The sequence below is a fragment of the Hyalangium sp. genome, assembly GCF_045802625.1.
Taxonomy (GTDB): domain Bacteria; phylum Myxococcota; class Myxococcia; order Myxococcales; family Myxococcaceae; genus Hyalangium.
On record NZ_JBJMQP010000162.1, the window covers coordinates 1 to 11,905 of the forward strand.

Below are 11,905 nucleotides of genomic sequence, written 5' to 3' on the forward strand. Positions count from 1 at the left end.
CCTCACCCGATCCAGCGGAAGGGTCTGAAGGTACTTCTGGCAGTCATAGCCTTTGAAGTTGACGCTGTTGGCGTAGATGTTGTGGAGATCGAGCTGCAGGTACGTTCCGGCGCGCGTCACCACCTCGGCGATGAACTCGGCTTCCTCCATATGTGAGCCTGGGAAGCGGGCGTAATAGAACGCGTTCTCATGCAGCAGCGGCAGCTTGAGCCGGTCCTGCAGTGCCGCGGCTCGGCCCGCCACCCGCTCGACCTCGGCCTTCGTGAAGGGCAGCGGGCTGGACCACATATAGGTGGAGGAGCCATACCCGAAGAACAGGTGGTCGCTGTACCAGGGGCTCTGGATCATATGGGCGAACGGGAGGTGCCGCCGGACGACGTTGGTCTCCTCCAAGGGCGCGAACCCGAACTCTTCCCCGTAGTTTCCATGGGCGAGCATTGGACGCTCTCTGCTCAGCTGCTCCATGAGCGGGCGCGTGGAGGGCTCGAGCACGTAGGGGCCATCCAGCGCGCCCGTGAAATTGTCGCAGAGGACTTCGGTGACATCGTAGACCAGTGGCTCCTCGTCACCCTCCACGCCATCGTGCAGCGGTGCGACCGTGGACTGGTACTGAAGCCCGATTCCTCGCGCGGCACGCGGCATAGCGACCCTCTCGGAAGGAGGCGGACGTTATCAAGCACCCTACTCACGGAGTCAACGACGAGAGACCGGGCCGCGGAAGGAGAGCGGGTCCACCGCGGTCAGGCGCAGCTCGCTCGTGTAGCGTTGACCGGCCGCGTCAGTGAGCCACAGCGCGTCGAACCCAGGGAGCATCTCGGAGACTGAAATAGATTCCGAGTTGCGAGCCAGCTTGAGGAAGAGCTCCGCGAAGGTGGGGCTCTCGAAGTCCACGAAGCATGGCTTGGGCTCGCTGGAGGCCCGGAAGAAAGCGTGGCGTGGAAGCGAGTGCGCGCGGTGCCAGCGCTGGAGGCCGATGTATCGCTCCACGGGAGACTCGAGGTGAGCGAAGGAGAGCTCCTGTGACGCGAAGCGCCACGTCTCCCGCTGCATCACGAGCCGGTCGATGGTGATGCGCGGCAGATGACGCACCGCGGGGAAGAGCTTGAAGAAGTCGGAAGCCTCGGCCAGGAGGTAGTGCTCGAGGAACGCGATGGCGTCCCAGCGCCGCTCCCCGTCGAGCGTGCGAATGATGAGCGCGCCCTCGCCATCGGCCTCCACCACCAGCTCGGCAACGCTCAGCACTTGCGAGCGGGGCCTGGCGGACGGCGTGTCTCCGGTCTCGACGTCGAAGTCATGCGCGGACGGCGAGAAGTCCACCGTCCGGCCGGCGAAGGTCCGCGGCTCGACGAAGTCCACCAGGCCCGTGCCCAAGTCTGCCTCGCGCGCTGCCACCAGCGCCTCGGGCTCCGGGTGCTCCTTGAGGAACAACATGTGCGTCTTCGTGCACTGCCCGACGTGCACCTCTCCGAGGATGAAGGAGAACTCCCCGCGGCAGGCGGCCTCCGCGTCGGTCGCGGAGATGAGCACGTCTGGCGCCACGTGACGTGCCTTCGGCCAGCCGGGGCCTGGCGCCGAGAACGCCTCCTGGACGGTGGGGCGCAGCGCTTCGGAGCGAAGATCGAGCCGCTGCTGGTCGGGCGTGTACCCCAGCACGCGCCGCCAGCGGGCGTGAAAGTCCTCGAGCACGGCGGTGACGATGGGAGGGGCGTCCGAGCCGGACTTGAAGTGAGTGCTGGCCCGCTCGAAGAAGCGCAGGAAGCTGACGGTCTGCTGGCCCGACTCTGCTCGGAGCGTGTCGAATTCCCGCTGGAACGTCGCGCGGTACTTCTCCGCGATGGCGTGCGTGTAGAAGCGCGCGCTCTCGAGGATCAGCGAAAGCGGGGCCGCGAGCGGCTCGAGGAGCGCGGGCCCCAGCTGCACCCGCGCGGCCCGGCGGCAATCCTCATAGACGAGCGTGCGGCCCGCGTAGGTCTTGCCCGAACTCCGGGTGTCGGCACGACCTCCCGTCAACCGCATGAACCGATCCGATAGCTCCTCCAGTGCCTCCTGCAGCGCCTGGGAGCGATCCGCCGCGAGGACCACGGACTGGCGCGCCTCCTCGAGTTCCGCAAGAGCGCCGAGAGCCCGCTGGGTCGCCGGGGTCGCACGCATCCCGAGCAGGACCTGGCGGAGCGTTCGCTCGGGAAAGGGTCCCGCGGGCGGGACAATGAGGGACCAACTGATGAGCTGGTTGCGTGCGAGCTCATCGAGCACGTCGTACACGTCCTGGTCGCTCTCCAGACCCAAGGAGGCATCGGCGCGCAGCGTGGCGGCAAGCTCCTCGGCGCTTCGCTCTCCATCGCATGCCTCGAGCGTGCGCGCGAAGGCCCGTGGGAGCTGGCTGACCCGGTCGACGGGGTGGTGAAGGCGAGTGCCCTCCAGCCGCACCGTGGGCAACCGCCGCGGGCGGAGCTGGGGCCGCAGCGCCTCATCCCCGGCGAGGTGGCTGGCGAGCGCGTCGATGCACCAGTATTCGAAGTAGGTGGTCCGCTTCTCCACCAACGCGCCGCTCGTGTGAAGCGTCAGCGCGGGCCCGGCCCCTTCCCACCGGGCCCAGCCGACGGGCCCGAAGAAGCCAATCGTCTCGTTGCGCAGGCAGTAGCGCTGAAGGTAGCTGGCCACGAGCGCCTCGTTCTGACGCACCTTGAAGCCCGTGGCCTCCGGCGGCTGCCTGCGCAGGAAGTCGATGCCCCCGCGGAGCACGTGGGGGTTCTGCCAGGCGATCGCCTCGCGGAACCGATCGTCGGCGGCGGCCTCGCGGAGCGCCCGCGCGCCGCGGATCCGATCTGCTTCGTAGGCACCTTCCAGGGCCTGGCGCCGCGCGTGGTTTTGAGCGCTGAGCACGGCCAGAGCCGAGAGGAGTTCGTCCACCTGGGCCGAGGCGCCCGTGGGCGGGGGAACACCCTGGGCCCTCAGTTGCCGGATGGCTTGTCCCAGCCGCTTGCCCGTCTCTCGGGTCACGCCCTGGGTAGACTCCTCGCAGGCGGCGAGCGCGGCGCTTCGCAGCTTTGCCTCCGCGGCCTCACCTTCCAGCAGCGCGCCAATGGCGGCGGAGAGCGCGGGAGCCGGAGCGAGGCTCAGCACGTGGTGGGCGGGAAAGCCCGCGCCGCGCAAGCAGGTCTCCCGCCAGAGCCGCCATCCATCCGACAGCTCCACCACATGCCCCGGCGCGGAGGTCATGGGGCCCTCCAGGGCTTCGGATCCACCGCCGCGAAGCGGAGCTCACTCGTGTAGCGCCTCCCCTCCCCGTCCACGAGCCAGAGCTCGTCCACTGACGGGAGCATCTCCGTGAGGGTGACCTGCGCGGCGTCACGCGCCTTGCGACAGAAGATGTCCACGTACAGCGGGCTCATCAAATCCAGGTACAGCGGCTTGGGCTCCTCGGGGAGCTTCACCATCAGGTGGCGGGGCAGGCCCAGCCTTCGCGCCCAGCCTCGGATGGCGATGAAGCCGTCCTGCCAGGTGCCAGCTTCGGCCGGGAGTTCCTCTCTGTGCAGCCGCCACTGCTCGCGTGAGAACACCACGCCGTCCACGGTGACGCGTGGAGTGTGAGGCGCGGGCGGCAGGAGCGTGAAGCGGCCGTGTGCTTCGGCGATCAGGTGCCGCTCCAGGAAGGCGATGGCGTCAAACGACCGGGTGCCATCCCGGCTGCGGATGACGATCTGGCCCGAGACCTCCTCCACCACGAGCTCCGTTTCCTCCAGCACCTGCTCCCGCGAGCGCCACGAGCGCACCGCGCCATCCTCGATGTCGATGTCATGCCGCGCCGGCGAGGAGATGTCCGCACGCGAGCGCTCCGCCGACCAGACTGGGGCCACGCAGGGCTCGGGGAGGTCGTGCTCTCGCGCGCGGATGAGCACCTCCGGGGAGGGGTGCTCCTTGAGGAACATGGGGCTGACCACGGTGTTGAGGCCAGCGTGGAGCTCGCCGAGGACCAGCAGGTAGTCGCCACGCTCGAAGGCCTGCGCGGACGCGGCGGCGATGAGCACATCAGGCGAATGGTAGCGCGCGGTGGGCCAGCCCGGGTGAGGCGCCGCGAAGAGGTCGTGAGTGCGGGCGCTCAGCTCGTGGCAGGTGCGAACCACGCGACGCTCACCCGCTCTTGGCTCCAGCACCCGGGCCCAACGCGCCATGAGCTCCTCCCGAGCCCGGGAGACGATGGACGGCTTGTCGCTGCCGCCGGGGAACAGCTCGGGCAAGTGCTGCGAGAAGTGGCCCAGATCGATCCGCGGAGAGCCCGAGGCGGAGACGAGCTGGCGGTGAAGCGCGAGCAGCGCGCCGCGGTAGTGCTCCGCGATGGTATGGCTGAACCAACGGGCGCTCTGCAGGACGAGTGACAGCGGCGGCGCCAGGCGCGCCATCAACTCGGGGCCCAGGCGGACCGAGTCGCCACGGCGGCAGTCCTCATATGCCAGCGTCCGGCCCGCGTAGATCTTCCCCGCCTTTCTCTGGGCCGGGCGCCCGGTCAGCCGGGTGAACGTGTCATCGAGCCCTTCCAGCGCGCGGTCCACCGCCGCCGCATCGCCCGCGGCCTGGGCCGCGACGTCTCGCGCATGCTCGAGTTCATCCAGGGCCCGCAGCGCCTCCTGCCGGGGCTGGCTCTCTTTCAGGCGCTCCAGGGCGGCGCGCAACGCCCGCTCCGGGTGAGGCGCTCCCGAGGTGGGGATGTCGAAGCCCCACGCGATGAGCTTCCGGGCCTTGAGCTCGTCCAACGCATCAAGGACCTCTTCCTCGCTGGTGAAGTCGCCACCGGACGACGCCAGCTCCCGAGCGATGTCGCTTGCGGGCCGCATCCCGTCACAGGCGGCGAGCACTGCCGCGAACTCACCCGGCAGTTCCACCCGCCGCCCGGCGCCGTAGTGGAGCGTACGGCCTTCGAGCCGCAGGGTCGGCATCCGCCGTGGAGCCAAGCCTCCTCTGAGCTCCCGGGAGTCCGAGAGCTTCTCGGCCAGCGCGTCGATGCACCAGCGCTCGAAATACACGTGGCGCTCCGCCAGCAGCCCGGGCCCGGTGAGGACTTGAAGGGCGGGCCCCGTGGAGGCCAGCTCGGCCCAGCCCACCGGGCCGAAGAAGCCGATGGTCTCGTTCTTCACGCAGTAGCGCTGGAGGTACATCGCGGCCACCCGCTCGTGCCGTCTCGTCTCGGAGTCCGTGGCCCCCGGAGCCCGCCGCAGGAGCGCGTCGATGCTGCCGTGGAGTGCCGAGCGGTTCTGCCATGCCAGGGCTTCACGGAAGCGGGAGCCTCCGGCCAGCTCCCGGAGTGCGGCCCCCGCGCGAGCTGCCCCTCGCGACACGGCGTCGCACGCTGCCTGACGCTCCGCGGCGGGGGCTCCCCGATCGAGGAACCGATCTGCCGCCTCCGCGGCTTCAGGCGCGGCCAGCCGGGTCACCTCCACGGCGGGGAAACCCGGGGCGCGGAGAACAGCCCAGCGCCAGGTGGACCAACCGTGTGCAAGCGGAGAGAGGTGGTCTGCCAATGGCGGGGAAACGGAGGCATCGCTCATGGGGCGTGCGAGCCTATCAGTCGCACGTGCTGGACACCCACCCACCAGGTTCTGACGCGCTGCGAAGAGACGGTGTTCTGGTCTGGGGAGTGACCGGGCCACGTCAGCTAGAGCAGAATGCGCCGCCACCATGGCCACCTCCACAACTTCCCACGTCGTCCCCCTCTCCAGTGAGTGGAGCGTCTGGTCCACCGTGGTGCTCCGCAGCACCGGCTTTCCCATCACCTGGCTCGCGAGGCTGGCGGGCACGGGCGCGCCCGCGGCGGCGGACCGCCTCTTGGCACATGAGGAGCTCCGGCAGGAGGCCCGAGCCGCTGCCGACGCGCTCCTGGCGAACAAGCTCGCGCAAGGCGGGGAAGGACGCGGGCTTCTGGCCAAGCTGCGCGACCAGATCGCTCGAGGAGCGTTGCGGTCCCCGGAGCACCCGGACCCCGTGGTGGCCGCGGCGCTTGCGCGAGTCCAGGCCTCAGAGGCCGAGGTGGCTCGCCTGCGTGAGGAAGCCCGAGCCGCGTGGCGGACGGACACACTGCGCTGCCAGGCGGTGCTGCGGGAGATTGCCTCGGACGCCCGGTTCCGCGAGGCGATGCTCTGGCAGAGCCGCTCGGCGCTTCGCGGCAGCGTCGACGCCTTCCTTCGCCGGCCTCCCGGTGAAATGGACTCCAAGACCCGCGAGTACGAGCGCCTCATCACCCGCTACGTCCAGCGCTACTGCGCGAAGAATGACACCATCGGCTTCTTCGGCCCGGTGGGGTGGGCGACCGTGAACGCGGAGGCGGAGGCGCTCACGGTCCGGCCGGGTGACTCGCTGCTGCGCGCGAGGAACGTCTACCTGGAGCACTGGTGCGTCGACGCCGTGGCCGAGGCGCTCGGCCGCGATCCGGAGCTGCGGCCCCTGCTGGCGCCTCGCCGGATGCCCTCCACCCGCCTGGAGGGAGACACGCTGCACTACGGCATTGGCAAGACGGTCTCCGTGTCGCCGGCGGTCCGGCGCACGCTGGAGCTGTGCGATGGCTCGGTCCCCGCCAGGGAGCTCGCCCAGCGGCTGGCCCAGGAGCCACAGCTCGAGGTGAGCGAGGCCGACGTCCTCGAGCTCCTGGGCGATTTGGCGGAGCGCAGCGTGATTGCCTGGACGGTGGAGGTGGCGCCCGGAACTCCCCGGCCAGAGGCGCTGGTGGAGGAGGCGCTGGCGAGGCTCCCAGAGGGGGCTGCCAGATCTCGTGCGCTAGAAGCCATGCGAACGCTGAGCGCCACGCGCGAGCAGGTGAAGGAGGCCGCGGGGGACACGACGAAGTTGGATGCGGCGCTCGACGCGATGGACGGCGTCTTCGTCCAGCTCACCGGCCAGCAGGCGCAGCGCTCCGCGGGGAAGGCCTACGCTGGCCGGACACTGCTCTACGAGGACTGCGTCCGCAACGTGGACGCCGAGCTTGGCGCCGCGGTGGTGGCGCGGCTCGGGCCACCGATGGCGCTGTTGTTGCGCAGCGCGCGCTGGTTCACCTGGGAGCTGTCGTCGCGCTATGTCCGCGCGCTCGAGGGCGTCCATGCGCGGCTGGCGGCCGAGCTGGGCTCGCGGGAGGTGCCCTTCCTCACCTTCTATGAGAAGACGCTCGAGCTGTTCCCCACGGATCCGCGCCGCCCATCGGCGATTACCGCCGAGGTCTGCAGTGAGCTGCAGGCGCGCTGGCTGTCCGTGCTTGCCCTGCCCGCGGGCGCCTCGCGCGTCGAGCGCTCCGCGCGCGAGCTCGAAGGGCGAGTGGAGGAGGCGTTCTCCGCCCCGGGGCCGGGGTGGCCCGAGGCGCGTTACCACTCTCCGGACATCATGATCGCCGCGAAGGACCTCGACGCGATCGCTCGGGGCGACTACCTCGTGGTGCTGGGCGAGCTCCATGCCGGGACGAACACCCTCTTCTCCTTCTGCATGCTCAAGGAGCACCCTCAGCCCGAGGAGCTCATCCGCGCCCGGTGCATGGACGTCCCGGAGCGCTGCGTGGAGACGGTCGCGCCGAAGGAGGCGTGGGGCCGGGCGGACAATTTCTCCCACGCGCCCCATGACGTGGAGGTCGAGCTGGGAGCGACCCGCGCGTGGAGGCCCCGGGAGCAGGTGGAAGCCGCCGCTGATCTGTTCGTAGTCCAGGAGGGCGGCAAGCTCCGGGTGGAGAGCCGGAAGACGGGCCGGCGCTTCGAAGCGGCCGAGTTCTTCGGCAACCCCATGCGGTACGAGAGCACCTACTTCTTCCATCCTTTGCCCAAGATGAAGCACGGCCCGCGGATCACCGTGGATGGGACCGTCCTCGCCCGCGAGCACTGGCGCTTCGAGCCGTCCGAGCTGACCTTCCCCGAGACACCTGACGCGCGTTTCCTGGCGGCTCGCCAATGGGCTCGGGCGCACCGCATTCCCCGGTTCGCCTTCTTCAGCATCCCCGAGGAGCGCAAACCCTTCTTCGTGGACTTCGACTCTCCCGCCCTCGTCGAGATGGCCTGGCACATGCTGCGGCGGGCCTCGAGCGTGACGGTCAGCGAGATGTTGCCCTCGCCTGACGAGGCCTGGCTCCCCGACGCCCAGGGCGAGCGCTACTGCTGTGAGCTGCGGCTGGCGGCGGTGGATGAGCGCCGCTGGAAGCCATGACTCATGGGTCCTGGGTTCGCAGCACCTCGCCCCGGGCTCGCCTGCTGCTCAACCACGCCTGGAAGCTCGCCTGGCGGATGACGAAGAGCACGCCGTCCCTGGGATCGGGTTCGCAGAGCAATCCTCCGTCCGCGCGCAGCTCCGTCCGCCGCCCGGCGGACTCCAGCCAGCGGCGGGCTTCGCCGATGTCCTCCGCGAGCAGATGCACCGCGGCCGTGTCGCCTATAGGGTGGACCGCGGGCCGGAAGTCGCGGCCGAACTGCTGGGCGAACCCACCCGCGGAGAGCCATCGCGCGAAATGGGGGCCGAGCTCCAAGCGGAGCCCTCCACCGTCCTCCTCCTCCACCTCGCCCTCGGGCGCCAGCACGGCTTGCCAGCGAAGGGCTCGCTTCTCGGGGGACGGCGTCACCAGGGTCACCCCCTCCAAGCCGAAGATGGTATTGGGGCCCACCCGAAGCGACGGGCGCGGGCGATGGTAGCTGAGCGCGAAGCATCCCGCCCCCGGCAGCAGGTGACTGGGGATCTCCTGGAAGGTCCACTTGGGTCCCTCCGTGGTGCCCGGCTCGGTGGCCACCCAGGGCTCCGGTACCTGGACGCCTCGCGAGCTCCAGGAGTCGCGCAGCGCCCGGAGCTCGCTACACGTGAAGGCGATGCCACAGACCCGCGGGTCCTCGATCAGCTCGTGGCCCTGCGGGTCCCCCCGCCGGAACGCCGCCTCGTCCTCCACCCAGCAGATCTCGAGGTACTCGGGCCCAAGGGGGACGAACCCGCTCAGCAATCCCGGCTCATGCCGGTTGGTCCAGTCCCTCATGCCGAACCCGGCCCGACGGTACCCCTCGAGCACTTCATCGAGCGAGGGGGCGTTCGTGTACGTCATCAAATGATCGAGTTGGACCTTCATGCTTGGGCCTGCTGCTCCAAACGCCATCATGGAAGAGGATGAACATGCAATGGGATGTCGTCGTCGTTGGCACGGGTCCCAGCGGTCTGGCCACCGCCATCAATGCTCGCCAGCGGGGGCTGCGAGCGCTGTTGCTGGAGCGTGGGCAGTTTGCCGCGACCGTGTCCCGCTTCCCCCACGACATGGTGCTGTACTCGCCGAGGGATGAAGTCCAGCTGGCGGCCATCCCCTGCGACTCGCGGCAGGAGCGTCCCACGCGGGAGGAGTACCTCTCCTATCTCGCCCGCGTCGCGGAGCTCACGGGCCTGGACATCCGGGAGCAGACGGAGTTCGTGGGGCTGTCCGGGCATGACGGCGACTTCACCGTGCGGGCGCGTCACCGCGGCGAGCCGGTGTCGTTCTCCACGCGGAAGCTGGTGCTCGCCACGGGCGCCTTCTGCACCCCACTCCGGCTCGAGGTCCCTGGCGCGGACCTCCCTCAGGTCCGGTATGGCTATGGGGATCCGTCCGCGTACCGCTGGCAGCGGGTGGTGGTGCTGGGCGGAGGCAATGGAGCCGCCGAGGCCGCGCTGCGGCTCCACAACGAGGGCCGGGCCCATGTCACCGTGGTGTACCCGCGCGGCGAGTTCCACTCGCGGAAGTGGCGCTGGCACCTCCCGGACCTTGCCCGCCTCATCCAGGGTGAAGCGATCCGCGTCCTCTTCAACACCACCGTGGAGCGCGTCGAGCCCGAGCACCTCCTCGTGAGCTCCCGAGGTGAGACCCAGCGCATCCCCTGTGACTGGGTGATCGTCCAGATAGGCTTCGAGCCCGGCAAGGACGTCCTCCGAGTGGCTGGCATCCAATATGACGAGGCCGGCTGCCCCCTGTTCGATCCCCTGACAATGCAGACGAACGTCCCGGGCGTCTACGTGGCGGGGAGCCTGGTGATGGGGGCCTTCGAGAACCCGCTCTTCATCTCCTCCATCCGCCACCACGGCAAGGCGATCATCTCCCACGTGCTCGGAGAGCCGAGCCCACTCGCCTCCTCCCGGAAGGCCGACGATGCCGGCAAGCTCCTGGCGGGCTACGAGGGCCTCAAGGACAAGCTCGATCTCGACTATTTGCTCGACCTGGTGCCGGTGGTCATCGGAGACCTTCCGTATCAGTGGCTGGATGTGTTCCATCCTCTGCTCTCCACCTTTGGGACAGAGGGGGACGGCCCCCCGAAGGCCTGGGCAGACCGCTGCATTCTCGACATGTTGCCGGAGCGGCACTTCCGTGGCGGAGTGGACTTCAAGGGACACGGCGTGTCGCCCGGGACGGTTCGCGCCCTGCGCATGGCGGACGGCAAGCTCCGCTTGGGGGAGATCCTGTCCGCCATCGAGGAGGAGGCTCCAGAGGCAGCGCAGAAGGGGCTCATCCAGAGCGTGCTCGAAGACCTCCTGGCCCTGCTGTACCAGGGCAAGCTCTCGTGGCGGCCAACCCCTCTTGGCCGGCATGACAGACTCGCCTGAATGGAGCCCTGGCTGGCCCAGGGCCCTCACAGGTCAACAGTCAGCGCGGGGTTCTTGAAGAAGCGGTGCGGCAACGCCTGGGACTTGGCGTAAAGAGCCAGCGCATGGCACGGATCATTGATGGGACCGAGATCAGCCGGGTGATGCGGGAGGAGCTGGCCCGGGAGGTGGCGGCGCTCCGAGCGGCCGGGGTGACACCGGGGCTCTCCGTGGTGCTCGTGGGAAACAACCCGGCGAGCCAGGCCTACGTGGCCAGCAAGACACGCGCATGCGAGACCCTCGGGATGCACGGCCAGACGCTGAACCTGCCGGAGAACGTCTCGAAGGAGGAGCTGTTCGCGGTCATCGACCGCCTGAACGCGGATCCGGCGGTGCACGGCATCCTGGTGCAGCTCCCGCTCCCAGCGCACCTGCCCTACAAGGCCGTGCTGGAGCACATCCACCCGGACAAGGACGTGGACGGCTTCCACCCGCTCAACGCCGGGCTGGCCTTCGTGGGCGACCCGCGGGCCTTCGTGCCGTGCACCCCCGCCGGCATCATGGAGATGCTCCGCCGCGAGGGCATCCCCACCCGAGGCAAGCACGCGGTCATCGTGGGGCGGAGCCTCATTGTCAGCAAGCCGCTGGCCTCGCTGCTCATGGCCCCTGGGCCTGACGCCACCGTCACCCTCACGCACCGGCACACGGTGGATCTCGCCTCATTCACGCGGCAGGCGGACATCCTCATCGTCGCGGTGGGCAAGCAGAACCTCATCACCGCCGACATGGTGAAGCCGGGCGTGGTGGTCATCGACGTAGGGCAGAACCGTGTCCCCGACGAGAGCTCCCCTCGCGGCTACCGCATGGTGGGGGATGTCGACTTCGCCGCCGTCAGCGAGAAGGCCGAGGCCATCACGCCAGTACCAGGGGGCGTGGGCCCGATGACCATCACGATGCTGCTCGCGAACACGATCCAGGCCGCGCGTCAGGTGCAGCCGGCGCGCGAGGGACCGGGAAGCCAGCGTTAGCGCCTGCCCTCCGGTGCTCTCAGTTGCCGGTCTTGGACCAGTGGGGATCATCTTTCTTGGCTTTAGGGCCACTGTAGTTCCAGTGATAGACACTGTAGGTGGCCCCCACCTTGATCGCATCCTGCTTGGATTTGATGGCCACGGTTGTCCCCTGGGCATCGACGACGCTCTTCCCGATGCCCCACTTGGGACGGAAGTCCACGTCAATGGCTTCCCCGCCGTTATGGTTGGAGTGGTAGGGCTTTCCTATGGCTCCGGCGGCACCGTACGCACTATCCATGTCTTCAGCCGCCTTCTTGGCGGCATCGAGATCCGCCTTCCCATGACTGTCG

At 69.1% G+C, this 11,905-nt stretch carries 8 protein-coding genes; 3 read left to right on the forward strand and 5 right to left on the reverse strand.

Annotated elements, in window-relative coordinates; translation table 11 throughout:
* The 3 genes from ACJ8AT_RS29725 to ACJ8AT_RS29735 form a co-directional block, all read right to left on the reverse strand.
* Nucleotides 1-642 (reverse strand): DUF692 family multinuclear iron-containing protein (locus ACJ8AT_RS29725; protein WP_407741305.1); only part of this gene is annotated, 642 nt, incomplete at its 3' end.
* Between the two features lie 51 nt (nucleotides 643-693).
* Nucleotides 694-3,219, reverse strand: a complete 2,526-nt coding sequence (locus tag ACJ8AT_RS29730; RefSeq protein WP_407741306.1) for a lantibiotic dehydratase — start codon at nucleotides 3,217-3,219, stop codon at nucleotides 694-696.
* Entirely contained in the window at nucleotides 3,216-5,435 is a 2,220-nt protein-coding gene (locus tag ACJ8AT_RS29735) for a lantibiotic dehydratase (RefSeq protein WP_407741307.1), read from the reverse strand. Before ACJ8AT_RS29735 ends, ACJ8AT_RS29730 begins: the two co-directional genes overlap by 4 nt.
* A 238-nt stretch (nucleotides 5,436-5,673) precedes the next feature.
* Between ACJ8AT_RS29735 and ACJ8AT_RS29740 the strand changes: the two genes are divergently transcribed.
* The gene (locus tag ACJ8AT_RS29740; RefSeq protein WP_407741308.1) at nucleotides 5,674-8,169 is read left to right on the forward strand and encodes a lantibiotic dehydratase; all 2,496 of its coding nucleotides are present in this window, start codon (nucleotides 5,674-5,676) and stop codon (nucleotides 8,167-8,169) included.
* Nucleotide 8,170: 1 nt separating this feature from the next.
* Here ACJ8AT_RS29740 and ACJ8AT_RS29745 read toward each other — a convergent pair whose 3' ends face one another.
* Nucleotides 8,171-9,070 carry a VOC family protein gene (locus ACJ8AT_RS29745; protein ID WP_407741309.1) on the reverse strand — a complete coding sequence of 300 codons (900 nt, stop codon included), beginning with the start codon at nucleotides 9,068-9,070 and terminating at the stop codon, nucleotides 8,171-8,173.
* Nucleotides 9,071-9,114: 44 nt separating this feature from the next.
* Here ACJ8AT_RS29745 and ACJ8AT_RS29750 point away from each other — a divergent pair, with 44 nt between their 5' ends.
* Nucleotides 9,115-10,566, forward strand: a complete 1,452-nt coding sequence (locus ACJ8AT_RS29750; protein ID WP_407741310.1) for an NAD(P)-binding domain-containing protein — start codon at nucleotides 9,115-9,117, stop codon at nucleotides 10,564-10,566.
* Between the two features lie 104 nt (nucleotides 10,567-10,670).
* Nucleotides 10,671-11,573 carry a bifunctional methylenetetrahydrofolate dehydrogenase/methenyltetrahydrofolate cyclohydrolase FolD gene (gene folD / locus ACJ8AT_RS29755; protein ID WP_407741311.1) on the forward strand — a complete coding sequence of 301 codons (903 nt, stop codon included), beginning with the start codon at nucleotides 10,671-10,673 and terminating at the stop codon, nucleotides 11,571-11,573.
* A 19-nt stretch (nucleotides 11,574-11,592) separates the two neighbouring features.
* Here folD and ACJ8AT_RS29760 read toward each other — a convergent pair.
* Nucleotides 11,593-11,905 (reverse strand): hypothetical protein (locus ACJ8AT_RS29760; protein ID WP_407741312.1); only part of this gene is annotated, 313 nt, incomplete at its 5' end.